Source organism: Streptomyces sp. NPDC085944, assembly GCF_040686295.1.
In the GTDB taxonomy this organism is placed as follows: Bacteria; Actinomycetota; Actinomycetes; order Streptomycetales; family Streptomycetaceae; genus Streptomyces; species Streptomyces salinarius.
The window spans coordinates 54,773-79,256 of record NZ_JBFBJX010000002.1 but is presented as its reverse complement, the minus strand read 5'-3'; the positions used below and the strand labels follow the sequence as shown (position 1 = coordinate 79,256).

Below are 24,484 nucleotides of genomic sequence, written 5' to 3'. Positions count from 1 at the left end.
GCAGCTCAGCAACCGCAGTCGGCCGCGTCCACCGGAACGGTCAGGGGGTCGGCGGCGCGGCGCTCGACGCCCTGCCACGTCTCGAACTCGAGGCCCTCGCGCACCCAGTACTCGAAGCCGCCGAGCATCTCCTTGACCGGGTACCCGAGTTCGGCGAGGGCCAGGGCGGCGCGCGCCGCGCCGTTGCAGGCGGGGCCCCAGCAGTAGGTGACGACCGGCACGGCCGGGTCGAGGAGTTGACCGGCCCGTTCGGCGACGAGCGCGGTGGGCAGGTGGATGGCGCCGGGGACGTGCCCCTGGTCCCAGGACTCGGTGGACCGGCAGTCGACGAGCACGAATTGCGGGTCGCCGCCGGCCGTGAGTGCGGCGGCGACGTCGGAGACGTCGGTGTGGAAGGCGAGGCTCGCCCGGAAGTGCGCGGCGGCCTCGGCGGAGGGTGCGGGCGGGACGCGCAGGACGGGGTTGACGTGCGGGACGGCGTGGGTGGTGGTGCCGGTACTCATGGTCCGGGCTCTCCTCGGTGGATCTGCCGGTCGGGGCCGGTGTCGGGAATGTGTCGTTCGGGAAGCTGTCGCTCACGAATCTGCAGTTCAGGAATCTACGGTTCGCCTCGCCCCGCCTGAAGGGCGATTCCCCGGCCCATTCCTTGTGTCGCCGTGGATTCCCTGCTATCCATCCCGGATGACCGAGTATTCCCCGGACAGTACCGACTGGCTCATTCTCGACGCCCTCCAGCGGGACGGACGGGCCAGTTTCGCCGAGCTGGCCCGCGCCGTCTCGATGTCCGCGAGCGCGGTGACGGAGCGCGTACGGCGGCTGGAGGAGGCCGGGATCATCCAGGGGTACACGGCGGTCGTCGACCCCGAACGGCTGGGGCTGCCGATCCTGGCGTTCGTGCGGCTGCGCTACCCGGTCGCCAACTACAAGCCGTTCCACGACCTGGTCGCGGTCACGCCGGAGATCCTGGAGGCACACCACGTCACGGGCGACGACTGCTTCGTCGTCAAGGTCGCGGCCCGCTCGATGCGGCACCTGGAGGAGGTGTCCGGCCGGATCAGCTCCCTCGGCTCGGTCACCACGAGCGTCGTCTACTCCTCACCGCTCCCCCGCCGTCCCCTGGGCCGCTGACACCGGCGCGGCCGACGGGGGCGGGGGACGTTCAGCCGGCGCCCCGCTGCCGCAGGGCCGACCCGGACCGCCCCTTCACGACCTCGAGTTGGGCATGGACGCGGCGCCGCAGGTCGGCGACGTGGCTGACGATGCCGACGCTGCGGTCCCGCTCACGCAGGGCGTCGAGGACGTCGAGGACCTCGTCGAGGGTCTGGTCGTCGAGGCTGCCGAAGCCCTCGTCGACGAAGAGGGTGTCGAGGCGGACGCCCCCCGCCTCGTCGGTGACGACGTCGGCGAGCCCGAGTGCCAGAGCGAGCGACGCGAAGAACGTCTCGCCGCCGGACAGCGTGGCCGTGTCGCGTTCGCGGCCGGTCCAGGCGTCGACGACGTGCAGGCCGAGGCCGCTGCGGCCGCGCCCGGTGCGGTCGTCGGAGTGGACGAGGGTGTAGCGGCCGGAGGACATGCGCAGCAGCCGGGCGGAGGCCGCGGCGGCGACCTGTTCGAGGCGGGCCGCGAGGACGTACGACTCCAGGCGCATCCGGCGTTCGTTCTCCGCCGAGGTGCCCGCGGCGAGGGAGGCGAGCCGGGCGACCCGGGCGTGTTCCTCGCGCAGCGGGGCGAGCCGGCGCACGGCGGCGGTGGCCCGCGCGGACAGCTGGTCCAGTTCGGCGCAGCACCGGGCGGCGGCGTCGCGGGCCGAGGAGGCCTCCCGCAGGCGCCGGCCCGCGTCGGCCGCCGCACGTTCCGCCGCGGCGAGGTCGGCGGGCGGTCGCCGGGCGGCGTCTGCCGTGCCGGCCTCGGCGAGGACCGCGCGGACGGCGGCGTCCTCCGAGTGCCAGGCGTCGAGGCGGCGTTGCAGCTCGCGGTGGGCGGTGTCGTCGAGCAGGGCGGCGGCCGCGTCCGCCGGGGTGTCGAAACCGGCCCGGAAGGCGGCGTCGGCGAGCCGGGCGTCGGCGTCCTTGAGCCGCTGGGCGGTGTCCGCGGCGACACGGACGGTGTCGGCGGCCTCCGTGAGCAGTGCGGCCTGCCGCTCCAGCTGTGCCGCCCGGGCCTCCACGCTCTCGGCGGCGCCGCGCGCCCTGGTCAACTCCTCCTCCAGCGCGGCCTGTTCGCGCTCCAGCCGCTCGCGTCCCGCGGCCCGGGAGGCGGACCGGACGGCGGCCTGCTGCCGGGCGGCGACGCGCTCCTCGCGCTCGTGTTCGGCCCGCCGCAGCTCCTCCTGCGCGGTGTGCAGTCCCGAGGCGACCGCCCGCGCCCGCGTGTACTCCCGTTCGAGCTCCTCGGCCGCTTCGGCCAGCCGGGCCGTGGGCCCGTCCCCGGCTTCCGCGGTGGCGGCGGCGAGTGCCTCCCGTACGCTGCCCAGGTGCCGTTCGGCCCGTACGCGCCGCTCGTCGGCGGCCTGGTGGGCGGCCAGGGCGCGCTCCTCCGCGTCGCGGTCGACGTGACCGGCGCTCTTGCGGGCGGGCGCGGGGTGTTCGGTGGCGCCGCACACGGCGCAGGGCGTGCCGTCGGTGAGGTTCGCGGCGAGTTCGGCGGCGATGCCGTGCAGCCGCTGTTCCTTGAGGTCGAGCCAGTGGCCGCGGGTCTCGACCGCTTCTTCGGCCGAGGCGAGCGCCCGCCGCCGGGCCTCTTCCATGTCGTCGGTAAGGCGGTCCCGTTGCCGGGCGGCGTCGAGCCGCCGCTGTGCCGGATCCCGCTGTACGGCGAGTTGTTCGGCGCGGGTCGCGGCCTCCTGCGCGGCGTCGACGCGGCCCTGGAGTGCGCTGCGGGTGGCCTCCCAGTCGGCGAGCCAGGTCTCCGCCTCCTGCCGGGCGTCGTCGTCGGCGCGTTCCTGGCGGTCGAGGGCGGCCCGCTCCTCGACCAGTTCGGTGAGGCGTCGTTCGGCGCGCCGGGCCGACCCCAGGCCCCCCAGTTCCTCGGCGGCCCGGCGTGCGGCGGTGGCGAGCCCCGCGGCACCCGCGTCGGCGAGAGCCTGCGGCAGCCGGGCCCGCGCGCGTGCTTCCGTGGTGGCCGCCGCCCGGTGTTCCGTCTCGGCGGCGTCCCGCAGCTCCAGCGCGGGGGCCACCGCCTCCGCCTTGCGGCCCCGCTCCATGCGCTGCTGCGCGGCGCGATGGGCGTCGGCCCGCTCCGCCAGCCGTGCGGCGCGCTCCCGTGCCTCGGCGAACCGGCGTTGCAGCCGGTCGAGTTCGCGGGTGTCGGCCAGGTCGCGTTCGGCGCGGGCCTGGGCCGACTCGGTGGTCGTGAGCCGGGCCTCGGCGACCGCCAGCAGTTCCCGGGCGGTGGCGCGGGCGACGGCGGCGGCTTCCAGCACCGCCTCGGCCAGGCCCGGCTCGCCCGGCGCCAGCTCGGGCAGTTCCATGGCGCTGCCCGCGGCCTGCTGCATCCGGTGCGCGTCGGCCAGCAGCGCGGCGTCTCCTTCGCGCACCCGGACCTCGGTCGTCCGGCGCCGTTCGGCGAGGTGCTTCTCGACCTCGGCGAAGCGCCGGGTGTCGAAGAGCCGGCCGAGCAGCTTGCCGCGCGCCTCGGCGTCGGCGCGCAGGAAACGGGCGAAGTCGCCCTGGGGCAGCAGCACGACCTGGCAGAACTGCTCGCGGCTCATGCCGAGCAGTTGTGTGATCTCCTCGCCGATCTCCTGGTGGGAGCGGCTGAGGTCCTTCCAGGTGCCGGTCGTAACGTCGTACTCGCGCAGCCAGGTCTGGGCCTTGTCGACGGTCGTGCCCTTGCCGCGCAGCTTCGGCCGTTCCCACGGCGGCTGCCGGGTGATCTCCAGCCGGCGCCCCGCGACGGTCAGTTCGAGGCGCACCTCGGTCCGGGTGCCGGCCGCCGCGTGGTCGCTGCGCAGCGTGCTGCCCTGACCGTTGCTGCTCTGCCGGGCACCCGGGACCGAGCCGTACAGCGCGTAGCAGACGGCGTCGAGGACGGAGGTCTTGCCGGCGCCGGTGGGGCCGTGCAGCAGGAACAGGCCGGCGGTCGAGAGTTCGTCGAAGTCGACGCCGTGGGAGGCACCGAAGGGGCCGAAGGCGGTGATGTCGAGCCGGTGCAGCCTCACCGGGCCACCTCCCGCACGGTGTCGTCCGCGCGCACCGCGTCGAAGGCGTCCCGCAGCACGCCCTGTTCGTGGACGTCGGGCCCGGCGCCGCGCACGTGCGCCACGAAGTCCTCCGCGATCTCGCGGTCGCTGCGGTCGGCGAGGCGCCGGGCGTAGGACACGCCCGGCGTCTCGGGGGCGCGCTCCGGGTCGAAGACGAGGCTGAGCGTGTGCGGGAACCGCTCGGTGAGCCGGGCCATGGGCTCGTCCGGCCGGACCGGGTCGGTGAGGGTCGCCTCGACCCACGCGTCCTCGTGCGGGGTCAGCTCCGGGTCGGCGAGCAGGTCCGCCAGGGTGCCGCGCAGCCGGGCCAGGGCACGCGGCACCGGGCAGTCGACCCGCTCGGCGGTCACCGATCCCGTCGCATCCAGGTCGACGAGCCACATGCTCTTGCGGTGCCGGTGCTCGGAGAAGGAGTACGGCAGCGGGGAGCCGGAGTAGCGGACGCGCTCGGTGAGGGTCTGGCAGCCGTGCAGGTGCCCGAGCGCCACGTAGTCGACGCCGTCGAAGACACCGGAGGGCACGGCGGCGACCCCGCCGACGGTGATGTCCCGCTCGCTGTCGCTCTGCTCGCCGCCGGTGACGAAGGCGTGCGCGAGGACGACGGAACGGGTGCCGCGTGCGCGCGTGGCGAGGTCGGCGCGCACCCGGTCCATGGCGGCGGCGAGCACGGCCTCGTGCCCGGCCTTCTCCACGCCGAACTCGGTCTTGACCAGCGCCGGTTCGAGATACGGCAGCCCGTAGAGGGCGACGTCCCCGTGGGCGTCGGTCAGCACCACCGGGGTGCCGCAGCCCGCAGGGTCGGTGCGCAGGTGGATGCCGGCCCGGTCGATGAGCCCGGCACCGACGCCGAGACGGCGGGCGGAGTCGTGGTTGCCGGAGATCATCACCGTCGGCACACCGAGGTCGGCGAGGCGGTGCAGGGCGTCGTCGAACAGCTCGACGGCGGCGAGCGGCGGCACCGCCCGGTCGTACACGTCTCCCGACACGACCACGGCGTCGACGGCGTGCGCGCGCACGGTCTCGACGAGGTGGCCGATGAACCCGGCCTGCGCCCCGAGCATGCTCACCCGGTGGAACGCCCGGCCGAGGTGCCAGTCGGACGTGTGCAGCAATCTCATGAAATGACCCTGACCCGCATGTTTCTCTCGGTGACGCTCCAAAAAGCCCGCACAGGCCGGCTCGGGAGACCCGGGCAGGCGCCCACCACGCTAGCGCCTGCCGGTACCCGGTTCACCACTGACCGCATGGGTCACGAGTTCGCGCGCGTACGCGGCGTCCAGTCGGCCGGGGCGGAAGAGGATGCGGTACATGATCGGCGCCACGACGCGGTCGATCAGCAGTTCCGTCTCGGGCACCGGCTCACCCCGTCGTACCGCACGGGCCAGCACGATGTCGATCTGCTCCGCGGCGTACGCCGAACACTGGCCGGCGTTGGTGCCGTCCGGGTCGCCGAGCAGGGCGTCCCGGATGTAGGCGCGCCCGGGCGGCGAGGCCATCTCGTCGAGGAACTGTTCCGCCCACGCGTCGAGGTCCGCCCGCAGGCTTCCGAGATCGGCCGGCTCCGTTTCCGGGCGCAGTCGTTCGACGGCCACGTCGGACAGGAGCTCCTGCAGGTCGCCCCAGCGACGGTAGATCGTGGACGGGGTCACGCCCGCCCGAGTGGCCACCATCGGGACGGTGAGCGCGTCGCGGCCCACCTCCCCCACGAGTTCGCGCACCGCCGCGTGGACGGACTGTTGCACGCGTGCGCTGCGCCCGCCGGGACGGACCATGGGCCTGGGACTCATGCGCACCACCTTAATGCGAATGAGTCGCTTCTAGGCGGTGACCGACGGCCGGGACGTCCGTCTCCCGTCAGGCGGCGAGGGGAGCGAGCCGCCCCGCGCCGGTCACCGACTCCTCGTAGACGCGGCCCACCCGGAGCACCGTCGCGTCACGGAAGGGACGTGCCATCAGCTGCATACCGATCGGCAGTCCGGCGCGGTCGTGACCGACCGGCAGGGTGAGGGCCGGGACGCCGGTGATGTTGGCGGGGGCGCACAAGCGCACGTAGGCGTCCGACACCGACTCGGTCGTGCCGTCGGCCCACTCGACGGTTTCCCGCCCCGCCTCGGCGGCGGTCATCGGCACCGTCGGCGCGGCGAGGACGTCGACTCCGTCGAGCATGCGGGCCCAGGCCTCTCGCATCATGGTGCGGGCCCGCTGGGCGCGGAGGTAGTCGCCCGCCGAGGTGAGTGCGCCGGCCTCCAGCAGGATGCGGACGTCCGCGGCGTACAGGTCGGGCGTGGCCCGCAGCGAACGCTCGTGGTAGGCGGTGGCCTCGGGGACCATCAGCCCCCACTGCACGGCCTGGATGTGGCGCGCCATCGGGATCTCGACGTCGACGAGTTCCGCCCCCAGCTCCGCCAGCCGCTCGATCGCGCCGCGTACGGATTCCTCGACCTCGGGCACGACCCGGTCGAAGTAGTGGTTCCGCGGTACGCCGACCCTCAGTCCTCGCAGGTCGCCTCCCGGGAAGCGGGCCGGTACGGGGCCGGGCACGCTCGCCGGGTCGCGCGGGTCGTGGCCGGCGGTCGCGGACAGCACCAGTTCGGCGTCCCGGACGGTGCGGGTGAGGGGGCCCACATGGTCCAGGGACCAGGACAGCGGGGTCACGCCCGTGCGGGGGAGCAGGCCGTAGGTCGGCTTGAGACCCACCACACCGTTCAGGGCCGCGGGGACCCGGACGGAACCACCCGTGTCCGTGCCCATGGCGAACGTCGCCCCGCCGGCGGCGACGGCCACCGCCGAGCCACCGCTCGACCCGCCCGCGACCCGGCCGTGGTCCCAGGCGTTGTTCGTCTGCGGCGTGATCAGGCCGTAGGCGAACTCGTGCGTGTGCGTCTTGCCCAGAAGCACGGCCCCGGCGGCGCGGAGCCGTTCGGCCACCCCGCTGTCGCTCTCCGCCACGTGCCCTGCCCGCACGTGCGAGCTCGCGGTGGTGGGCAGCCCTTCCGCGTCGATCAGATCCTTGAGTGCCATGGGGATCCCGTGCAACGGCCCGCGCGGTGCGCTCTCGGAGATCTCCCGCTCGGCGCGGACCGCTGCGGCCAGGGCCGCGTCGGCGGCGACGGTGACGTAGGCACCCAGCCGTCCTTCGACGGCGGCGACACGGGCGAGCACCGATTCGGTGAGTTCGACCGGGGACAGCTCCCGGGCGCGCACCGCACGGGCGGCTTCGGTCAGCGACAGCTCAAACGGTTGCATCGGCGTCCTCCTCTCCGGCTCGGAAGGAGGACGCGGGGCAGGTCTCGCCGAAGTCGAGCTCGCGCAACGTGCTGATCACGGAGTGGATGTGGTTGGCGGTCGTGGCCACTTCCTCGGGCCGGCCGTCCGCCAGGGGCAGCCCCGCCCGCAGCGCCCCTCGGGCTGCTTCTTGGGGGGTGAGTTCGCTGGTTATGGCTTCCTTCCGGATCTGTACGACGCGACGGACCGAACTGGACGGGTCGCCGTCAGCCGTAAAAGCGAATCATTTGCTTTAGTCGACCGTAGAGCCTACGATGACTTAAGGCAAACCAATAGCTTTAGCGCGGGAAGGGCCCTCCTCGCGACTGACCACAGGTAAGGGAGATCGCCGTGTTCACCTCAGCGCAGACGACCAAGTCCCCCACTCCTCCCGCCCCGTCGTGGGCGGTGGGCGACCACACCGTGCGACGCATCGACGAGGTGCTCCTGCCCGCCGGGACCGGTCCATGGCTGCTGCCCGGGGCGACCCCCGGGCTCGTGGCCCGCTCCCCCTGGCTGAGCCCCGGGTTCGCCGACGGACAAGGCGTCCTGCGCCTGGCGAGTCACAGCTTCGCCGTCGAGACGGACGGCATGCGGGTACTGGTGGACACCGGTATCGGAAACGGGAAGCGGCGTGCCAACCCGGCCTGGCACGACCTGAACAGCGACTACGAAGCACGGCTGCGGGCGGCGGGCTTCGCGCCGGAGAGCGTCGACCTCGTGGTCCTGACCCACCTCCACGCCGACCACGTGGGGTGGAACACGCGTGCCGAGGGCGACGCCTGGGTGCCCACCTTCCCCAACGCGCGCTACCTCACCTCACGCACCGAGTGGGAGTACTGGGCGGACGTGGACATGGAGGAGGCGCGTCGGCAGATGTTCCGGGACTCGGTCCACCCCGTCCGGGAGGCGGGCCTGCTCGACCTCGTCGATGTCGCGGACGAGGGGACGGACGTCGCGCGGGGCGTCCGTCTGCTGCCCACCCCCGGCCACACACCGGGGCAGGTGGCGGTGGCCCTGAGCAGCGTCGGCGAGACCGCGCTGATCACCGGCGACAGCATTCACCACCCGGTCCAGATGGCACATCCGGAACTCTGCAGCTGTGTGGACGTCTCTCCCGGGCTCGCGGCCCGGACCCGGAACCGGCTGCTCGACTCGCTGGCCGGTACGTCGACGCTCCTGCTGGGGAGCCACTTCCCGGCACCGACCGCCGGACACGTGCGGCGCGAGGACGGCGGATACCGGCTGCTCCCGGTTGCCCCGCGGGGCACGCGCGGGTGAAGCGAAGGCAGCCGTCGGGCCCGTCCCACCGCCCACGTGGCGAAGCCTCCCACCGGACCGACTGCTGCCGGGGCACGTCCGACGCCGTGTGTACACCGGGCGGGCTCACCAGCACGCGGCCGGGGCCCGTACAAAGGGGCCCCGGCCGGCGAACCTGACGACCATGCCATCGGCCGGTCCCGCGTCGGACTGACCACGAGGATCCACCTCGCCGCCGAGGGCCGCTGCCGCCCGCCGGCCTTTCACCTCACCGCCGGACAGGCCGGTGACGCGCCCGCCTTCACCGACGTCATGGCCCGTTGGCGCGTTCCTTCGTCCTCAGACGTGACTGTGGACGTTGATGACACTTCCGTCGGGTGCCTGAACGAAGAAGCGTCGGATTCCCCATGGTTCCGTGGTCAAGGGATAGACCACCTGATGCCCCTGTCGCTCGGCTGCGGCGTACGCGGCGTCAACGTCCTCGACTTCGACCGCCAGTGTTGAACGGGCGGTGTGCGGGTCCCATGAGTCTGCGGCAGGGGAGACCACGGTCATCTGCGCCGTCGGGTTACCGGGCGAGGCCAGCATCAAGAAGCCGGGCTCGTCCATGCGCACGTGCATGCCCAGGAGATCGCTGTAGAAGCTTCGGCTCTCTTCGATGTCCTGCGTGACCACGTTGGGCATGATGCGACGGATCGTCATCATCGCACTGTAGCCGAGGACCGCTCCAACAGATTGCTCCACACGAGAGGCCCCGGCCTAGGCGTCTCCGTACGCCTCTCCGCCCAGTTCGAACCCGGCCGATCCCGCGGTGGCGTCCGCGAGCCAGGAGCGGAAGGCGTCCAGGTCGGCCTCCGGCAGGCCGACCTCGATGGCGACTGCCTCGCCGTACCGCACGTCGTGTACCGCGCGGCCCGTGGTGCGCAGGTCGTTCTGGAGCTTGCCGGCCCGCTGGTGGTCGACGGTGACCGTGGCCAGACGGAACCGGCGGCGGGTGAGGGTGCCCAGGTCGTCCAGGGCTTCGCCGACCGCACCGCCGTAGGCGCGGATGAGTCCGCCCGCGCCGAGTTTGACGCCGCCGTAGTAGCGGGTGACGACGGCGACGACGTACCGCATGTCGCGGCGCAGCAGCATCTGGAGCATCGGGACGCCGGCGGTGCCGCCCGGCTCGCCGTCGTCGCTCGCCTTCTGGACGGCGGCGTCGGCGCCGATGACGTAGGCCCAGCAGTTGTGGGTGGCGTCCGCGTGCTCCCTGCGCACGCCCGCGATAAACGCCTGGGCGTCCTGTTCGGTGGCGGCCGGGGCCAGGGAGCACAGGAAGCGCGAGCGGTTGATCTCGGTTTCGTGCACACCCGCGCGGGCGACCGTTCGGTACTCGTCCTGCATCCGGCCAGCCTATGCGCTCGCCGCGCCGGACCCGCGGCCCGGTCGCCCCGGCCGGGGCGGGGCGTGCGGTCAGTACGAGGTGCCGACGTCGCGGGTGAGCTGGAGGCCGAGGAACCGGTCGGCGTAGGCGCAGATCTCGAACCGGGCTCCGTCCGGGAGGTTCGGGTCGGTCTCCACCTCACGCAGCACCCGCAGCACACCGGGGGCGTCCAGGTCGTCCTCCCAGGCGGCCCGCAGCCGGTCGCGCACCTCGCCCGGGACGGGTCGCGAGGGGTGCCGGGCCCAGTCGGCGACCGCCCGGCGCCACCGGGCGAGGGCGTCCCGGGCCTCGGCCAGCGCGGGCGCGTCGAGCTCCACGCGCGCGTGGTGGCGCCGTTCCAGCAGGGCGAGGCGCACGGCGTCGGGGTCGGCGAGGTCGGGTTCGGCCGGGTGCGCCGGGCCGACGGCGACCGTGACCGCGTCCCGGGCGCCCCCGGCCCCGCTCGCGCCCACCACGCGGACGCTCTGCCCGCTGCCCGGTCCGTGGCCGGCGGTGTCGTCGTCCTCGAAGGGCCGGATGCCGAGGGCGGCGGCGTCCTCCCGCAGCCGCTCCCCCTCCGCCGCACCGGTCAGCACGGCCCACACCGGGGTGCCGTCGAGTTCCAGGGCGCGCGCCAGAAGGTCCGCGACGAGCATGACGCGCAGGGCGGTGGCGTCACGCCCCGGCGCATGCGCCTCGACGCGGGTCGGCGCCCGTCGGGTGGGGGCGGCGGGGGCGGGTTCTCCGGTCCGGGCGTCGGTGATGCGCAGCACGAGGCGAGCGTAGGCGGCGTGGCTCGGCGGCGCACCGGGGCGCGCACGGGCCGTCGCGCCCGCCGGGACGGGAATCCCGGCCCGGCGCCGTCCGTTGTGCCGATCGGGTGGCGCGACCCGCGGGCCGCCCCGAGAGCACGAGGAGGCCGCCGGTGTACGGCGACGAGGCAACCGTTCGCAAGATCCTCACCGAGTCGGGCGACACCTGGGCCGTGGTGGGCCTGTCGAACAACCGGCAGCGCGCCGCGTACGGCGTGGCCGAGGTGCTGCGGCGCTTCGGCAAGCGCGTGGTGCCCGTGCATCCCAAGGCCGAGCCGGTGCACGGCGAGCAGGGGTTCGCCTCGCTCGCGGACATTCCGTTCGACGTGGACGTCGTCGACGTCTTCGTCAACAGCGACCTGGCCGGCCCGGTCGCCGACGAGGCGGTCGCCAAGGGCGCCAAGGCGGTCTGGTTCCAGCTCGGCGTGGTCGACGAGGCGGCGTACGAGCGGACCCGGGCCGCGGGCCTGGACATGGTGATGGACCGCTGCCCGGCGATCGAGCTGCCCGCCCTGCGGTAGCGGATCACCGTCCCGCGCCCGGTTCTGTCTGCCCACACCCGCTCAGTCGTGGAGCGGCCGGTCGCCGAGCCGGTGGTCGGCCACGTTGAGCGCCTCGTCGACCAGGCGGCGCAGGTGCCCGTCGCGCAGTGAGTACACGACCCGGCGTCCTTCCTTGCGGGTGCCGACCAGCCCCGCGAGCCGCAGCCGCGCCAGATGCTGACTGACCGCGGGCCGGGCCGCCCCGCACACCTCGGTGAGCGTGGTGACGTCGGCCTCGCCGCCGGTCAGGGCGTGCAGCAGGGTCAGGCGGGTGCGGTCGCCGAGCAGGGCGAGAACCTCCGCGGCGAGGGCGAACTGCTCCTCGCCCGGGGTGTGCGGGTGCGCATCGTCCGCAGGTGACAGGTGCATGCGTGCGCTCATACGCACATAATGACGGAGTGGACCGCGAACGTCCATCCCTCGCACCGGCACCGCACCGCCGGTCACCGGGACACCGGAAGACCGAAACACCGGAAGGGGCACCCATGAGCGACCCGCACCGGCATCACCACCACGACGAGCACCCCGGCCGCCACCACCACTCCCCCGCCGGCCGGTGGCGCCGCGTCACGCACCGGCTCGCGCACCGGCTCACCCCCCACTCCCACGAGAGCGCCGACAAGCTGGATTCCGCCCTGGAGTCCTCGGCCCGCGGGCTGCGCGCACTGTGGGTGTCGCTGGCGGTGCTGGGCGCGACGGCGCTCGCCCAGGCGGCCGTGGTGATGCTCTCCGGGTCGGTGGCGCTGCTCGGCGACACGGTGCACAACACCGCGGACGCGCTGACCGCCGTGCCCCTGGGCGTCGCCTTCCTCCTGGGCCGGCGCGCGGCCACCCGGCGCTTCACGTACGGCTATGGGCGTGCGGAGGACCTGGCCAGCGTCGTGATCGTCCTGACGATCGCCGCGTCCGCGGTCCTCGCGGCGTGGACGGCGGTGGACCGGCTGCTCGACCCGCGCCCGGTCACGCACGTTCCGGCGGTCGCCGTGGCCGCCCTGGTCGGCTTCGCCGGCAACGAGTGGGTGGCCCGCCACCGCATCCGCGTGGGCCGGGAGATCGGCTCCGCCGCGCTGGTCGCCGACGGGCTGCACGCCCGCACCGACGGCTACACCTCGCTGGCCGTGCTGCTGGGCGCCGGGGGCGCGGCGCTCGGCCGGCAACTCGCCGACCCGATCGTGGGGCTGGCGATCACGGCCGCGATCGTCCTGGTGCTGCGGGACGCGGCGCGCGAGGTGTTCCGGCGGCTGATGGACGCCGTCGACCCGGCGCTGGTGGACCGGGCCGAGCGGGTCCTGAGTGAGATCCCGGGCGTGCGCGGGGTGGGTGAGCTGCGGCTGCGCTGGATCGGGCACCGGCTGCGCGCGGAGGTCGCGCTGGTGGTGGACGGCGAGGCGACCGTGCGCGAGGCCCACCGCATCGCCGTGGCGGCCGAGCACGCCCTGCTGCACGCCGTACCGCGGCTCACCGCCGCCCTGGTCCACGCCGACCCGGCGCCGTCCCCGGGCGAGGCGGATCCGCATCTGGCGCTCGCCCACCACGCCTGCGCGTGACGGTCAGGCGACGCCGAGCCCTTCCAGGACCTCCGCGCCGGGCAGCTCCGCGAAGGCCTTGCCCGGCACCAGCAGCTTGCCGCGTCGGCGTCCGCTGCCGACCAGGACGTACGGCAGGTCGACGACGGCCGAGTCCACCAGCACGGGCCAGCCGCCCGGCAGACCGACCGGTGTGATGCCGCCGTACTCCATGCCCGTCTCGCCGGTGGCGGTGTCCATCGGGGCGAAGGAGGCCTTGCGCGCCCCGAGGTGACGGCGTACGACGCCGTTGACGTCGACGCGGGTGGTGGAGAGGACGACGCAGGCGGCCAGTGTCGTTCCGCCGCCGCGCTTGCCGGTGACCACGACGCAGTTGGCGGACTGTTCGAGCAGCTCACGGCCGTAGTGCTCGACGAAGGTGGCGGTGTCGGCCCAGTCCGGTTCGGTGTCGACGTAGAGGATCTGGTCGGCGGGGACGGCTCCGCTCCAGTGGTGTACGGCGTCGGCGACCGGGCGGGTCAGTTCGTCGAGGCGGTCCGGGGCGGGCGTGGCGCTGTCGAAGTTCCCGATGGGTGCGTGCATGGCCGCACGCTAACAACGGCGGGCGGCACCGTGAACGGCCGTCTCAGCGGACGGGCGGCACCGAGACCGCCATGATCATCTCCATCGGCGCGTCGCCCTCGTTGCCGTACGTGTGCGGGGTGTCGGAGGGGAAGGAGGCGCTCGCGCCCGTCGGGACCCGGTGGGCCGCTCCGTCGACGGTGAGCGTCAGCTCCCCCGCCCTCACGTGCACCAACTCGACCGTGCCGGCGGGGTGCGGGTCGGAGGGGCTGCTCTCGCCCGGCATCAGCCGCCACTCCCACATCTCCAGCGGGCCGGGCGCCTCCGCCCCGGCGAGGAGCCGGCTGAAGCTGCCGGCGTCGGTGTGCCACAGGCGTACGGCCCGTTCGGCGGGGACGACACGGACCGCGGGGCCCTGCTCGTAGTCGAGCAGGGTGGGGAGGCTGACGCCCAGCGCGTCGCCGATCTTCACGACGGTTCCGAGGCTGGGGTTGGTGCGGGCCTGTTCGATCTGGATGAGCATGCCGCGGCTGACCCCGGCACGCGCCGCCAGCGCCTCCAGGGTGAAGCCGCGTTCGGTGCGCCAGCGCTTGACGTTGCGCGCGAGGGAATGGGTCAGCAGGTCGAGGTCCGCCACGTTCCGTCCAGGGACTTGTGCATCACTGTGCCTCACAAGGTGCGCCTGACCGCATGTGGTCCGCACCCGAAGATCCACCGAACTCTACTGCGGGGCGCCGTGACGGTGCGGTGCACCCCGGCTCCCGCTCAGCTCTCCGCGGCCGGTTCGGCGAGCCTGCCCGCCGCGTCCCCCGAGTCGTCCAGCTCGGCCAGCCGGGCCACCGCCTCGTCGTCCAGCTTGGACAGCTCCCGCAGCTGCCCCGGCGTGATCCCGTCGGGGATCGGCACCGGTGCCGGGGTCCTGAGCGGCGGTTGCCAGCCGTCGGCGGGGGTCCAGCGCCGTACGACGCGGGCGGGGGCGCCGGCCACCACGGCGTGGTCGGGGACCGTGCCCCGGACCACGGCACCGGCGGCCACGACCACGTTCCGCCCGATCCGCGCACCCGGCAGGATCACCGCGCCGGTGCCGATCCAGCAGCCGGGGCCGATCTCCACCGGGTCCATCCGCGGCCACTGCTTGCCGATCGGCTGGTGCGGGTCGTCGTAGGAGTGGTTGGTGGAGGTGACGTAGACGTACGGGCCGAAGTAGCAGTCGCTGCCGATGGTGACGGTGGTGTCCGCGATGACGTGGCTGCCGCGGCCGAGGACGACTCCGTCGCCGATGCGCAGGATCGGCTCCGGACCGAGGTCGAGGTCGGGCATGAGTCCGGCGGTCAGCGTGACCTGCTCGCCGATGATGCAGTGGGCGCCGACGTGGATCCAGGGCTCGCCGAAGACCGTGCCGAGCGGGAAGGCGAGCCGGGTGCCCGTGCCCAGCGCGCCGAAGCGGAAGCGCCCGGGGTGGGCCGCGGTGACGGAGCCGGTGCGCTGCACCCAGGCCCAGCCCGCGTGGACGGCCCGCTGCGCGAGGCGGCTCCGCCAGGACGAGAACGTGTTCTTGCGCTTCGGCACCCGCTCACGGTAGTCCGCGTGCGGTACGGCCATGTCGCGGGAGGGCTGTGATCTTCACCCCACCGGGTGGCGTACGGTGCCGTACATCACCCGGCGGACCACCCGAGCAGGAGGCGAAGATGACGCAGAAGGCGCTGATCACGGGCATCGGCGGCAAGGACCCGAAGGTGGACGCCGAGGCCTTCGTGGCACCGACGGCCTCGGTCGTCGGGGACGTGACGCTGCACGCCGGGGCCGGCGTCTGGTACGGCGCCGTGCTGCGCGGCGACGTCGAGCGGATCTCCGTGGGCGCGAACAGCAACGTCCAGGACAACTGCACCCTCCACGCCGACCCGGGTTTCCCGGTCACCGTCGGCGAGCGCGTCTCCATCGGGCACAACGCCGTGGTGCACGGCGCCACCGTCGAGGACGACTGCCTGATCGGCATGGGCGCCACGGTCCTCAACGGCGCGGTGATCGGCGCCGGTTCCCTGGTCGCCGCGCAGGCGCTGGTCCCGCAGGGCATGCGGGTGCCGCCGGGGTCGCTGGTCGCGGGGGTGCCGGCGAAGGTGAAGCGGGACCTGACGGAGGAGGAACGTCAGGGGGTCACGCTCAACGGCACGATGTACGCGGCGCTGGCCGGGCAGCATCGGGATGCGGTGGGCAAGGTTGTGTGATCGGCCGTCCGCGGCTTCGCCGTGGTTGCTCGCGCCCACGCGGCGGAGCCGCACATCGGCACGGCCCCGCGCCCCTTTGGGGCGCGCCTCACTCCCCGGCGACGACCGGCTCGGCCTCCGGCCGGACCTTGCCCGCCCGGCGCTTGACGATCAGCATCGAGGCGACGCCGATGGCGACGGCCACCACCAGGCCCAGCCAGGAGAAGCGCTTGAGCCAGTCCTCCGCGACGACGCCGACGTAGTAGATGACGGCGGTGGTGCCGCCCGCCCAGACGATGCCGCCGAGGACGTTGGCGATCAGGAACTTCCAGTACGGCATCCGCAGCACACCGGCCAGCGGGCCCGCGAAGATCCGCAGCAGGGCGACGAAGCGGCCGAAGAACACGGCCCACATGCCCCACTTCTGAAAGGACCGCTCGGCGGTGGCGACGTGCCCCTCGCTGAAGTGTTTGGGGAACTTTCCGCCCAGCCAGGCCAGCAGCGGCCGGCCGCCCTTGCGGCCGATGGCGTATCCGATGGAGTCGCCGATCACCGCCCCCGCGCTGGCGCAGACGCCGAGGACCAGCGGGTCGATCCCGCCGTGCTGCGACGACAGCAGGGCCGCCGACACCAGGACGATCTCGCCGGGCAACGGGATGCCGAGGCTCTCCAGACCGATGACGAGCGCGACGACGGCGTAGACGGCCGCCGCGGGCACCGTGTCGAGCCATTCCTGGACGTGCAACGCCCCACCCTCCGCTTCGGACCTGTTCCCGGTGCGCCTCGAACGAGGCGCACCGGGAAGCGTACCGGGTCGGCGGGGGTCAGCCGTTGGGGCGCAGGGTCCAGATGACGGTCATCTCACCGGTGACGGCACCGTCCTCGCGCCGGATGGCGACGCTCACCGGGAATTCGGGGCGGTTGCCGGCGTCCAGTTCGGCGACGACCTCCGCGGCGGGACGGCCGAGGGTCGCGGTGGCGGTCACCGGGCCGAGGGCGATCTTCTTGAAGGCGATCTCCGCGGTCACCGGCAGCGGCACCGCCCGGGAGAGCTGGTCGCCGAAGGCGGCGAGCACGATCGCGCCGCTGGCCGACTCACCCAGCGTGAACATGGCTCCGGCGTGCGGCCCGCCGACGTGGTTGCGGTACTCGCTCTGGTCCGGGAGGGCGAGGACGGCCTTCTCCGGTGCGGTCTCCAGGTACTCGAGGTTCAGGGTCCGGACCATCGGCACCGTGGCGGCGAGCAACTCGCCGATCGACATCTGATCTGCGCTCATGACGGCAGGTTACCCGTCAGTAGCAATCAGGACCAGGCACCCCTGAAGATCGCCGTATGCTGAGTGTCCATGCGGCCAGGACAGCAGTCACCGACCGGCGGACCGGATCCGCGACAGCCCAACCCGTACCTGCAGCCCGGCTACCGGCAGTCGTCGCGGTACGCGGGACAGCGGCAGCCCGGCCCCGCCCCCTGGGACGCACCCACCGTCACCTCCGGCGGACCGGCCGGGCACGGGCCCGGCAACGGCCGCACCAAGGTGGTGGCGATCGTCGCCGCCGCGGTCGTGGTGGTCGCCGCCGCCGTGACCGGGGCCGTACTCCTGGGCGGCGGTGGGGACGACGAGGCCCGGCCCGGCCCGACCGCCTCCTCCGCGTCAGCCTCTTCCCCGTCCGCGTCCGCCGACGACGACCCGCGCGGCGGTGACGGCTCGCCGAAGGCCACCGTCGAGGGCTGGACGGTCGTGGCCAACCCCGATCACGGCCTCGCGTTCGACGTACCGGCCTCCTGGGTGCCGCGGTCGCGCGACTGGGTCACCTACGTCGCCGAGGACGACGACCCCGAGGAGAAGCCTCTGGTCGCGATGAAGGCCCCCGCCGTCCTGAAGGAGAAGTGGTGCGGGTCGGACGACGACCGGGACGGCTCGGTGGACTACACGCCCCTGGCCAGTGCGGGCACCCGTGGCAACAACGGTGCGCGGAGCACCGAGGAGATCGCCCGGACCGACTCCGCGGCCTGGGTCTACGGCGGCTTCGCCCAGCCGGACCGCGACAAGGTCGCCACGGGACGGGTGACCTCCTTCACCACCGCCTCCGGCATCGAGGGCAGCCTCGCCACCTCCCGGTCGTCCGGGGTGGCGAAGAAGGGCAAGTGCGACGTGAACGGCAAGGCGACCACCTTCGCCTTCAAGTCGGCCGACGGCTCCTTGGTCTCGTGGTCGTTCTTCGGGGCGGCGGGTGTCGCCGACGAGGTGCCCGACGCCACCGTGCGCAAGATTCTGGCCACCGTCAGGCAGTACACGCCCTCGGAGTCCTAGCCCGCCGGGTTTCGGTACGTCCCTGACAAGGGCCGGTGACCGAATCGTGTCCTCGGCGGCATTAGGGTGACTGCTCATGTGGCCAGGACAGCAGCCGCCCGGGGGCGAGCAGAACCCGCAGAACCAGAACAACCCGTACCAGCAGCCGGGGTATCAGCAGCCGAATCCCTATCAGCAGCCGGGTTATCAGCAGCAGCCCGGCGCGTACGGGCAGCAGCAGTGGAGCACGCCGCAGCCGGCCACCGCCGTGGAGCCGGCGACCGGTGGCGGTGGCGGAGGCGGCAACCGGACGAAGCTGGTCGCGATCATCGCGTCCCTCGCCGTGGTGGTGGCCGCCGGCGTCACCGGCTTCCTGGTGCTGGGCGGTGACAAGGACGACCAGGCGGACGACGGCAAGGACAAGAAGACGTCCGCGAGCCCGACCGTGGAGAAGTCCGAGTCTGCCACCGCCGACCCGAGCGCGTCCGGCGGCGACGACAATCCGCGCGGCGGCGAAGGGGCGAAGGCCACCATCGACGGCTGGAAGGTGGTCGCCAACCCGCGCTTCGGCACCATGTTCGACGTGCCCGCGGACTGGGAGATCGAGAGCACCGACACCAGCGTCGGTTTCGAGTGGGAAGAGGACGGCAAGACCGACCGCACCACCGTGACCGCCCCGGCCTACCTGAAGTCCGAGTGGTGCACGACCGACGAGAACAAGGACGGCCGCAAGGAGAGCACCGCGCTCGCCACCGCCGGCACCCGCGGTGAGAGCGGCGCCAAGGACACCGACCAGGCGGCCGAGACGCGCGTGCCGTGGTGGATCTTCGGCGGTTACACGCAGCCCGACAAGAAGAGCGTGAAGTACGGCAAGCCGAAGGCGTACACGACCACGTCCGGCATCAAGGGCAGCGTCATCACCGCACACTCGGAGGGCACGCCCCAGAAGGGCAAGTGCGACAGCGAGGGCAAGGCGATCACCTTCGCGTTCAAGAACGGCGCCGGCGACTTCGTCACCTGGAACCTGTACGGCGCCAAGGGCGTCAAGGACGAGGTCCCGGAGGCGACGGTCCAGAAGATCCTCAGCACCGTGCGCCTCACCGAGGAACCGCCGACCGAGTCGTAGGCCGGACGGACACCCGGTGGGCCTCGCTCAGCCGATGCCGAACGCCCCGGCGGGCGGCTCGGGCGAGGGTACGGCCTCCTCGTCGCGCACCGGACGGGCGTCGCCGGTGAACTCCCGCAGGGCGGGCCCGTGCTCGACCCTGGCCGGGAAGGCGTCGGCGGCCGTGCGCCGGGCCAGCGCCGCGGTGTCCAGCGGCCGGTGCGCGGCGACCAGCACCGCGTTGCCGAAGCGGCGTCCGCGCAGCACGCCCGGTTCGGCGATCAGCGCCAGCTCCTCGAAGAACAGGGCGAATCCGGCCAGTTGACCACGCAGGAAGCCGAACGGCGCCCCGTCGGCCAGGTTGGCCACGTACACGCCGTCGGCGCGCAGCACCCGGGCCGCCTCGCGCACGTAGCCGACCGAGGTCAGGTGCGCGGGCACCCGTGAACCCCCGAAGACGTCGGCGACGAGTACGTCGGCCGAGTCCGCGGGGGCGGCTTCCAGCCAGGCGCGGGCGTCGGCCCCGTGGGGGGTGACGCCGGCACCCGGCGGCAGCGGCAGGTGCTCGGCGACCAGGTCGAGCAGCCCCCGGTCGGCCTCCACCACGTCCTGCCGCGAGCCGGGCCGGGTCGCGGCCACGTACCGGGGCAGAGTGAACGCGCCGCCGCCCAGGTGCAGGACGTCCAGCGGGTGTCCCGGCTCGGCGACCGTGTCCAGGACGTGGCCGAGCCGGCGCGTGTACTCGAACTCCAGGTGCGCCGGCTCGTCCAGGTCGACGTACGACTGCGGCGCCCCGTCGACGGTGAGCAGCCAGGCCCGTTCCCGGTCGACGTCGGGCATGAGCTTGGCGGTGCCGTGGTCGGTGACGCGGCTGACGGGTACGGCTTCGTTCACCCGCCCATTGTGCCGGTGCCGGCGGGGCGCTCACCCGACCGCCCTCACCCCACCGCGGTCACCCCACCGCGGTCACGGTGCCCGCCCCCACGGTGCGGCCGCCCTCGCGGATCGCGAAGCCGAGCCCCGTCTCCAGCGGCACGTCCCGTCCCAGCTCGACCGTCATGGTGACGGTGTCCCCGGGCCGGGCGACGGCCGCCTCGCCGAGGTCCACGTCGCCGACCACGTCCGCGGTCCGGATGTAGAACTGCGGCCGGTAGCCGGTGGTCAGCGGTGTGGAGCGGCCACCCTCGCGCGCCGACAGCACGTACACCTGAGCGGTGAAGCGCCGCGCGGGCACGACGCTGCCGGGCGCGGCGACGATGTGCCCCCGGCGCACCGTGTCGCGGGCGACCCCGCGCAGCAGCAGCGCCACGTTGTCCCCGGCCTGGGCCTCCTCCATCGGCTTGCCGAAGGTCTCCAGGCCGGTGACGACCGTCTCCACGGACGCGCCGAGCACCTCGACGCGGTCGCCGACGCGCACGGTGCCGCGCTCGACGGCGCCGGTGACGACGGTGCCGCGGCCGGTGATGGTGAGCACGTTCTCCACCGGCAGCAGGAACGGCGCGTCCAGGTACCGCTCGGGCATGGGCACGTAGGTGTCCACGGCGTCGAGCAGCGCCTCGACGGACGCCGTCCACCGCGGGTCGCCCTCCAGGGCCTTCAGCCCCGAGACCCGTACGACGGGCACGGCGTCGCCGCCGTAGCCGTGCGCGGTGAGCAGTTCCCGTACCTCCAGTTCCACGAGATCGGTCAGCTCCTCGTCACCCGCGTCGGCCTTGTTGAGCGCGACCACGATGTGGTCGACGCCCACCTGCCGGGCGAGCAGCACGTGTTCGGCGGTCTGCGGCATGATCCCGTCCAGCGCGGAGACGACGAGGATCGCCCCGTCGAGCTGGGCGGCGCCGGTGACCATGTTCTTGACGTAGTCGGCGTGGCCGGGCATGTCGACGTGGGCGTAGTGCCGGGTGTCGGTCTCGTACTCGACGTGCGCGATGTTGATGGTGATGCCGCGCGCCGCCTCCTCCGGGGCCCGGTCGATGCGGTCGAACGGCACGAACGTGCCGGCCCCGCGCTCGGCGAGGACCTTGGTGATGGCGGCGGTCAGGGTGGTCTTGCCGTGGTCGACATGGCCCATCGTGCCGATGTTCAGATGCGGTTTGGTGCGGACGTACGCCGTCTTGGACATGGCGGTACCTCGAAGCCTCGTGGCGGTGATGGGAACCCCTGGGGCCGGCCGACCCTCCCCCTGCGGGGTCCGCCGGACGATCCGGGGAGGGTCAGCTTCGGGCGCCGTCGACTGCGGCGGTGAAGTGGGCGACGGCAGCCTTCGGGGCATCCGCGACCGCGGATGCTGCAAGGTGGAAGGCGTACCGGAACATGACGCCGATCATTGCCGACGCTTGGTCGCACGTCGAATGGTTTTCGAGGGAAAGGGAGTTCGAGGGCGTCGGTCGCCGGAACTACGGCCCGACGGTCCGCAGTGCCTCCCGCACGGACAGCGGTGCCAGCCGGGTCCGGTGCTCGGCCACGAAGGCGCGTACGGCGTCCGGGTCGGTCTTGGCGTATGCGCGCAGGGACCAGCCGACGGCCTTGCGGACGAAGAAGTCGCCGTGGCCCGACTGCCGCGCGCAGTAGCCGAAGAGGCGGTCGGTGTCGGTGCGTTCCTTGTAGCGCAGCTGGTGGAGGAGGGCCGCGCGGACCAGCCAGAGGTCCTCGTCCCCGATCCAGGCGTCCATGACGGCCGTGAGGTCCCGGTCGGCGGCGACGAGGCCCCCGACGACGTGCGCGGCGAGCAGGTCGACGGTGTCCCACCAGGGCACCGTGGTGAGCAGGTGGCGGACCACGGGCAGGAAACCGGACGAGCAGTGCGTCACATGCCGGCGCAGGTAGTCGACGGCGAAGTAGTGGTACTCGCGCTCGGGCAGCCGCCAGCAACGCAGCGCGACGGCGGCACAGTCCGGCTCGTCCGGGCGGGGCAGGCCCGCCAGGACGGTGCGGGACAGCGAGCGGCGAACGGGCGAGGTCAGGCCCAGGAACGGAGCCACGTCCCTCATGTACGACCGCAGCCCCGCGGCCCGCTCGGGGTCGGCCGCGGTGGGGTACTCGGCGGTGAGCCGCTCGAGTACCGTGTCGGCGAGAGCGCTGCGCGGCGCGTCCGGAACCGGCCGGGCTGTGACGCTCATGAGACGCAGCATACGGCGATCACACACATTTGTCGGTTAGTGTCACCGGATGCTCGATGCCACCACCCGCTCTGGGGGCACCGCCACGGTCACTCCCCGGACCGCCGCCACGGAACTCGCTGTCGCCACCACCGCCGGACCGGTCCCGCCGACCGGTCTCGCCCGTGTGACCAGAGTGCTGCTGTCCCCGTGGTCGCGGCTCTCCCTGCTCGTCGCCCTGCTGGCCGCGGCCGCGACGACGGTGGTGCTGTTCCAGCCGCAGCAGTTGCTGACCCACGGCTGGCCGCCGCAGCTCGGGGGTGCCGCCGCGGCCCTCGCCTACGCGGTGGCGTACGGGTTGTGCACGGTCGCCTTCGTGCCGCGTCCGCTGCTCAACCTGGCGGCCGGCGCCCTGTTCGGCTCGCAGCTCGGCCTGGCCTCCGCGCTGGCGGGGACGGTGCTCGGCTCCGGGATCGCCTTCTGCCTCGGCCGGGTCCTCGGCCAGGAGGCGCTGCGTCCGCTGCTGCGGGGCAAGTGGCTGAAGGCTGCGGACGGGCAGCTGAGCCGGCACGGCTTCCGCACCATGCTGGCGATGCGGCTGTTTCCCGGGGTGCCCTTCGCGGCGTCCAACTACTGCGCCGCCGTCTCCCGCATGGGCCTGCTGCCCTTCCTGCTGGCGACGGGGCTCGGTTCGATCCCCAACACCGCCGCCTACGTCGTCGCCGGCGCCCGCGCCTCGACTCCCACTTCCCCCGCCTTCCTGATCGCGCTGGCCTGCATCGCCCTGCCGGGGCTCGCCGGGGCGGTGGTGGCCTGGCGCAAGCGGCACCGGCTGCGCGGGCACTGACGGGGCGTCGACGCCGCCGCCCACAGGGACGCGCCCGTGGTGGGACGCGGCGTTTGGGCACTGCTCACCCCCCGTCGGCCGGGGTTCATTTTGGGGCGCTACGCTGCCCCTCGGCGCGCCAGGTCCCGATCACCGCACACGAAGGTTCGGCGTGTCCGCCGACCGTCTCTCGATCGCCACTTGGACTGACGCAACTCCATGTCTTGGTTTGAATCCCTCGTCCTCGGACTCGTCCAGGGGCTGACCGAGTTCCTCCCCGTGTCCTCCAGCGCGCACCTGCGGCTGACCGCGGCGTTCTCCGGCTGGCACGACCCGGGCGCGGCCTTCACCGCGATCACGCAGATCGGCACCGAGGCCGCGGTGCTCATCTACTTCCGCAAGGACATCGGGCGGATCATCGCCGCGTGGACACGCTCGCTCACCGACAAGTCGATGCGCCACGACCCCGACGCGCGCATGGGCTGGCTGGTGATCGTCGGCTCGATCCCGATCGGCGTGCTCGGCCTGACGCTGAAGGACCAGATCGAGGGCCCCTTCCGCGACCTGCGGATCACCGCGACGATGCTCATCGTCGTCGGTGTGATCATCGGCATCGCCGACCGCATGGCCGCCCGCGACGAGAAGGGCGGCCGGCATCGTGCGCCGCAGCAGCGCAAGGAGCTGGAGAACCTGGGTGTGCGGGACGGCCTGATCTACGGCCTGTGCCAGGCGGCGGCCCTGATCCCCGGCGTCTCCCGCTCCGGCGCGACCATCAGCGGCGGCCTCTTCATGGGCTACCGGCGCGAGGCGGCCGCCCGGTACTCGTTCCTGCTCGCGATCCCGGCGGTGCTCGCCTCGGGCGTGTTCGAACTGAAGGACGCGATGGAGAGCGACCACGTCTCCTGGGGACCGACGCTCTTCGCGACCGTCATCGCCTTCGCCACCGGGTACGCGGTCATCGCCTGGTTCATGAAGTTCATCTCGACCAAGAGCTTCATGCCGTTCGTCTGGTACCGCATCGCGCTCGGCATCCTGCTGGTCGTGCTGGTCGGGGCCGGTGTACTGAGCCCGCACGCGGGCGAGTCCGGCGGCTGAGCCAGGGCCGCACGGGTAGCGCTGTCTCGCATTCCCGAGTGCCCGATTTGCGGCACCACGCCTTGATCATCCCCCGCCGGGAGGCGGAGTACACCCCTCCAGGACGCGTGCGTCCGCAAAGTAGGGGATGACGCCGCAGCGGTCCTGGCACGCCCGGCTGGTGGAGAACCTGACCTTCGCCCTGCGCCAGGCCTCCCCGACGGGTTCGACCACGAGCTGCGAGCCGCCTCACGAGCCCGCAAGGACGAAAGCGCACGGTTCGCGGACTCGTAGCAACCGGTGGCATCACCGACC

The 24,484-nt window shown here is 73.3% G+C and carries 27 protein-coding genes and 1 pseudogene; 10 read left to right on the top strand and 18 right to left on the bottom strand.

Features of this window, described 5'->3' with window-relative positions; all coding sequences use genetic code 11:
- Positions 1 to 5: 5 nt before the first annotated feature.
- Complete coding sequence (locus AB0P07_RS04060) at positions 6 to 503, bottom strand: rhodanese-like domain-containing protein (RefSeq protein WP_365544762.1); 498 nt, start codon at positions 501 to 503, stop codon at positions 6 to 8.
- Positions 504 to 681: 178 nt separating this feature from the next.
- Here AB0P07_RS04060 and AB0P07_RS04055 point away from each other — a divergent pair, with 178 nt between their 5' ends.
- Positions 682 to 1,128, top strand: a complete 447-nt coding sequence (locus AB0P07_RS04055) for an Lrp/AsnC family transcriptional regulator (RefSeq protein WP_365544759.1) — start codon at positions 682 to 684, stop codon at positions 1,126 to 1,128.
- Positions 1,129 to 1,159: 31 nt separating this feature from the next.
- Here AB0P07_RS04055 and AB0P07_RS04050 read toward each other — a convergent pair whose 3' ends face one another.
- From AB0P07_RS04050 to AB0P07_RS04030, 5 genes are all read right to left on the bottom strand, one after another.
- Complete coding sequence (locus AB0P07_RS04050; RefSeq protein ID WP_365544756.1) at positions 1,160 to 4,159, bottom strand: SMC family ATPase; 3,000 nt, start codon at positions 4,157 to 4,159, stop codon at positions 1,160 to 1,162.
- Positions 4,156 to 5,319, bottom strand: coding sequence for an exonuclease SbcCD subunit D (locus AB0P07_RS04045; protein ID WP_365544753.1), 1,164 nt, complete (start codon positions 5,317 to 5,319; stop codon positions 4,156 to 4,158). The genes AB0P07_RS04050 and AB0P07_RS04045 overlap by 4 nt, the downstream gene beginning before the upstream one ends.
- A 90-nt stretch (positions 5,320 to 5,409) precedes the next feature.
- The gene (locus tag AB0P07_RS04040; protein WP_365544750.1) at positions 5,410 to 5,988 is read right to left on the bottom strand and encodes a TetR/AcrR family transcriptional regulator; all 579 of its coding nucleotides are present in this window, start codon (positions 5,986 to 5,988) and stop codon (positions 5,410 to 5,412) included.
- 67 nt (positions 5,989 to 6,055) lie between these two features.
- Positions 6,056 to 7,447, bottom strand: coding sequence for an amidase (locus AB0P07_RS04035; protein ID WP_365544747.1), 1,392 nt, complete (start codon positions 7,445 to 7,447; stop codon positions 6,056 to 6,058).
- A complete protein-coding gene (locus AB0P07_RS04030) occupies positions 7,434 to 7,640 on the bottom strand; it encodes a hypothetical protein (RefSeq protein ID WP_365545834.1) in 207 nt (68 codons plus the stop codon). Before AB0P07_RS04030 ends, AB0P07_RS04035 begins: the two co-directional genes overlap by 14 nt.
- Positions 7,641 to 7,816: 176 nt before the next feature.
- Between AB0P07_RS04030 and AB0P07_RS04025 the strand changes: the two genes are divergently transcribed.
- Both AB0P07_RS04025 and AB0P07_RS04020 read left to right on the top strand, forming a co-directional pair.
- Complete coding sequence (locus AB0P07_RS04025) at positions 7,817 to 8,746, top strand: MBL fold metallo-hydrolase (protein ID WP_365544744.1); 930 nt, start codon at positions 7,817 to 7,819, stop codon at positions 8,744 to 8,746.
- A gap of 100 nt (positions 8,747 to 8,846) precedes the next feature.
- Positions 8,847 to 9,022: pseudogene (locus tag AB0P07_RS04020) on the top strand (IS5/IS1182 family transposase); the annotation flags it as partial.
- A gap of 42 nt (positions 9,023 to 9,064) precedes the next feature.
- Here AB0P07_RS04020 and AB0P07_RS04015 read toward each other — a convergent pair.
- The 3 genes from AB0P07_RS04015 to AB0P07_RS04005 form a co-directional block, all read right to left on the bottom strand.
- Positions 9,065 to 9,427, bottom strand: a complete 363-nt coding sequence (locus AB0P07_RS04015; RefSeq protein WP_365544741.1) for a VOC family protein — start codon at positions 9,425 to 9,427, stop codon at positions 9,065 to 9,067.
- Positions 9,428 to 9,484: 57 nt separating this feature from the next.
- Positions 9,485 to 10,111 carry a YigZ family protein gene (locus AB0P07_RS04010; protein WP_365544738.1) on the bottom strand — a complete coding sequence of 209 codons (627 nt, stop codon included), beginning with the start codon at positions 10,109 to 10,111 and terminating at the stop codon, positions 9,485 to 9,487.
- Between the two features lie 69 nt (positions 10,112 to 10,180).
- Positions 10,181 to 10,903, bottom strand: a complete 723-nt coding sequence (locus AB0P07_RS04005) for a hypothetical protein (protein ID WP_365544735.1) — start codon at positions 10,901 to 10,903, stop codon at positions 10,181 to 10,183.
- 152 nt (positions 10,904 to 11,055) lie between these two features.
- Here AB0P07_RS04005 and AB0P07_RS04000 point away from each other — a divergent pair, with 152 nt between their 5' ends.
- Positions 11,056 to 11,463: a CoA-binding protein gene (locus tag AB0P07_RS04000; protein WP_365544732.1), complete on the top strand. Its 408-nt coding sequence runs from the start codon at positions 11,056 to 11,058 to the stop codon at positions 11,461 to 11,463.
- A 42-nt stretch (positions 11,464 to 11,505) separates the two neighbouring features.
- Here AB0P07_RS04000 and AB0P07_RS03995 read toward each other — a convergent pair whose 3' ends face one another.
- Positions 11,506 to 11,865 carry a metalloregulator ArsR/SmtB family transcription factor gene (locus AB0P07_RS03995; protein WP_256111149.1) on the bottom strand — a complete coding sequence of 120 codons (360 nt, stop codon included), beginning with the start codon at positions 11,863 to 11,865 and terminating at the stop codon, positions 11,506 to 11,508.
- Positions 11,866 to 11,969: 104 nt separating this feature from the next.
- Here AB0P07_RS03995 and AB0P07_RS03990 point away from each other — a divergent pair, with 104 nt between their 5' ends.
- Positions 11,970 to 13,031, top strand: coding sequence for a cation diffusion facilitator family transporter (locus AB0P07_RS03990; protein WP_365544729.1), 1,062 nt, complete (start codon positions 11,970 to 11,972; stop codon positions 13,029 to 13,031).
- 3 nt (positions 13,032 to 13,034) lie between these two features.
- Here the strand turns inward: AB0P07_RS03990 and AB0P07_RS03985 are convergent, their stop codons facing one another.
- The 3 genes from AB0P07_RS03985 to AB0P07_RS03975 all read right to left on the bottom strand — a co-directional run bounded on the left by AB0P07_RS03985 (position 13,035) and on the right by AB0P07_RS03975 (position 15,140).
- Entirely contained in the window at positions 13,035 to 13,592 is a 558-nt protein-coding gene (locus tag AB0P07_RS03985) for a YbaK/EbsC family protein (RefSeq protein ID WP_365544726.1), read from the bottom strand.
- Positions 13,593 to 13,635: 43 nt separating this feature from the next.
- Positions 13,636 to 14,208, bottom strand: a complete 573-nt coding sequence (locus AB0P07_RS03980; protein WP_365544723.1) for an XRE family transcriptional regulator — start codon at positions 14,206 to 14,208, stop codon at positions 13,636 to 13,638.
- Between the two features lie 128 nt (positions 14,209 to 14,336).
- A complete protein-coding gene (locus AB0P07_RS03975; protein WP_365544720.1) occupies positions 14,337 to 15,140 on the bottom strand; it encodes an acyltransferase in 804 nt (267 codons plus the stop codon).
- A gap of 119 nt (positions 15,141 to 15,259) precedes the next feature.
- Here AB0P07_RS03975 and AB0P07_RS03970 point away from each other — a divergent pair, with 119 nt between their 5' ends.
- Complete coding sequence (locus tag AB0P07_RS03970; RefSeq protein WP_365544717.1) at positions 15,260 to 15,796, top strand: gamma carbonic anhydrase family protein; 537 nt, start codon at positions 15,260 to 15,262, stop codon at positions 15,794 to 15,796.
- An 88-nt stretch (positions 15,797 to 15,884) separates the two neighbouring features.
- Here the strand turns inward: AB0P07_RS03970 and AB0P07_RS03965 are convergent, their stop codons facing one another.
- A complete protein-coding gene (locus AB0P07_RS03965; protein WP_365544714.1) occupies positions 15,885 to 16,520 on the bottom strand; it encodes a DedA family protein in 636 nt (211 codons plus the stop codon).
- Between the two features lie 79 nt (positions 16,521 to 16,599).
- Complete coding sequence (locus AB0P07_RS03960) at positions 16,600 to 17,037, bottom strand: DUF4442 domain-containing protein (RefSeq protein WP_365545831.1); 438 nt, start codon at positions 17,035 to 17,037, stop codon at positions 16,600 to 16,602.
- Positions 17,038 to 17,121: 84 nt separating this feature from the next.
- On the opposite strand from AB0P07_RS03960, the gene AB0P07_RS03955 reads away from it, so the two are divergent.
- Entirely contained in the window at positions 17,122 to 18,087 is a 966-nt protein-coding gene (locus AB0P07_RS03955) for a hypothetical protein (protein WP_365544711.1), read from the top strand.
- A gap of 76 nt (positions 18,088 to 18,163) precedes the next feature.
- Positions 18,164 to 19,192: a hypothetical protein gene (locus tag AB0P07_RS03950; protein ID WP_365544708.1), complete on the top strand. Its 1,029-nt coding sequence runs from the start codon at positions 18,164 to 18,166 to the stop codon at positions 19,190 to 19,192.
- Positions 19,193 to 19,219: 27 nt separating this feature from the next.
- On the opposite strand, the gene AB0P07_RS03945 is transcribed toward AB0P07_RS03950, so the two are convergent.
- The 3 genes from AB0P07_RS03945 to AB0P07_RS03935 form a co-directional block, all read right to left on the bottom strand.
- Entirely contained in the window at positions 19,220 to 20,065 is an 846-nt protein-coding gene (locus tag AB0P07_RS03945; protein ID WP_365544705.1) for a fused MFS/spermidine synthase, read from the bottom strand.
- Positions 20,066 to 20,123: 58 nt separating this feature from the next.
- On the bottom strand, positions 20,124 to 21,293 hold the full coding sequence (gene tuf, locus AB0P07_RS03940) for an elongation factor Tu (RefSeq protein ID WP_365544702.1): 1,170 nt from the start codon (positions 21,291 to 21,293) through the stop codon (positions 20,124 to 20,126).
- 274 nt (positions 21,294 to 21,567) lie between these two features.
- Positions 21,568 to 22,290: a DNA alkylation repair protein gene (locus AB0P07_RS03935; protein ID WP_365544699.1), complete on the bottom strand. Its 723-nt coding sequence runs from the start codon at positions 22,288 to 22,290 to the stop codon at positions 21,568 to 21,570.
- Positions 22,291 to 22,339: 49 nt separating this feature from the next.
- Between AB0P07_RS03935 and AB0P07_RS03930 the strand changes: the two genes are divergently transcribed.
- Entirely contained in the window at positions 22,340 to 23,116 is a 777-nt protein-coding gene (locus AB0P07_RS03930; RefSeq protein WP_365544696.1) for a TVP38/TMEM64 family protein, read from the top strand.
- Between the two features lie 198 nt (positions 23,117 to 23,314).
- Positions 23,315 to 24,190 (top strand): undecaprenyl-diphosphate phosphatase, encoded by an 876-nt coding sequence (locus AB0P07_RS03925; protein WP_125633434.1) that lies wholly within the window; start codon positions 23,315 to 23,317, stop codon positions 24,188 to 24,190.
- Positions 24,191 to 24,484 lie beyond the last annotated feature (294 nt).

Bases quoted from the DNA above. Each gene is read 5' to 3' on its own strand.
- AB0P07_RS03930 (WP_365544696.1), top strand. From the start codon at position 22,340: ATGCTCGATGCCACCACCCGCTCTGGGGGCACCGCCACGGTCACTCCC.
- AB0P07_RS04060 (WP_365544762.1), bottom strand. From the start codon at position 503: ATGAGTACCGGCACCACCACCCACGCCGTCCCGCACGTCAACCCCGTC.
- AB0P07_RS04035 (WP_365544747.1), bottom strand. From the start codon at position 7,447: ATGCAACCGTTTGAGCTGTCGCTGACCGAAGCCGCCCGTGCGGTGCGC.
- AB0P07_RS04055 (WP_365544759.1), top strand. From the start codon at position 682: ATGACCGAGTATTCCCCGGACAGTACCGACTGGCTCATTCTCGACGCC.
- AB0P07_RS03985 (WP_365544726.1), bottom strand. From the start codon at position 13,592: ATGCACGCACCCATCGGGAACTTCGACAGCGCCACGCCCGCCCCGGAC.
- AB0P07_RS04015 (WP_365544741.1), bottom strand. From the start codon at position 9,427: ATGACGATCCGTCGCATCATGCCCAACGTGGTCACGCAGGACATCGAA.
- tuf (WP_365544702.1), bottom strand. From the start codon at position 21,293: ATGTCCAAGACGGCGTACGTCCGCACCAAACCGCATCTGAACATCGGC.
- AB0P07_RS03995 (WP_256111149.1), bottom strand. From the start codon at position 11,865: ATGAGCGCACGCATGCACCTGTCACCTGCGGACGATGCGCACCCGCAC.
- AB0P07_RS03970 (WP_365544717.1), top strand. From the start codon at position 15,260: ATGACGCAGAAGGCGCTGATCACGGGCATCGGCGGCAAGGACCCGAAG.
- AB0P07_RS04045 (WP_365544753.1), bottom strand. From the start codon at position 5,319: ATGAGATTGCTGCACACGTCCGACTGGCACCTCGGCCGGGCGTTCCAC.
- AB0P07_RS03955 (WP_365544711.1), top strand. From the start codon at position 17,122: ATGCGGCCAGGACAGCAGTCACCGACCGGCGGACCGGATCCGCGACAG.
- AB0P07_RS03960 (WP_365545831.1), bottom strand. From the start codon at position 17,037: ATGTCGATCGGCGAGTTGCTCGCCGCCACGGTGCCGATGGTCCGGACC.
- AB0P07_RS03990 (WP_365544729.1), top strand. From the start codon at position 11,970: ATGAGCGACCCGCACCGGCATCACCACCACGACGAGCACCCCGGCCGC.
- AB0P07_RS03950 (WP_365544708.1), top strand. From the start codon at position 18,164: ATGTGGCCAGGACAGCAGCCGCCCGGGGGCGAGCAGAACCCGCAGAAC.
- AB0P07_RS03935 (WP_365544699.1), bottom strand. From the start codon at position 22,290: ATGAGCGTCACAGCCCGGCCGGTTCCGGACGCGCCGCGCAGCGCTCTC.
- AB0P07_RS04040 (WP_365544750.1), bottom strand. From the start codon at position 5,988: ATGAGTCCCAGGCCCATGGTCCGTCCCGGCGGGCGCAGCGCACGCGTG.
- AB0P07_RS03925 (WP_125633434.1), top strand. From the start codon at position 23,315: ATGTCTTGGTTTGAATCCCTCGTCCTCGGACTCGTCCAGGGGCTGACC.
- AB0P07_RS04010 (WP_365544738.1), bottom strand. From the start codon at position 10,111: ATGCAGGACGAGTACCGAACGGTCGCCCGCGCGGGTGTGCACGAAACC.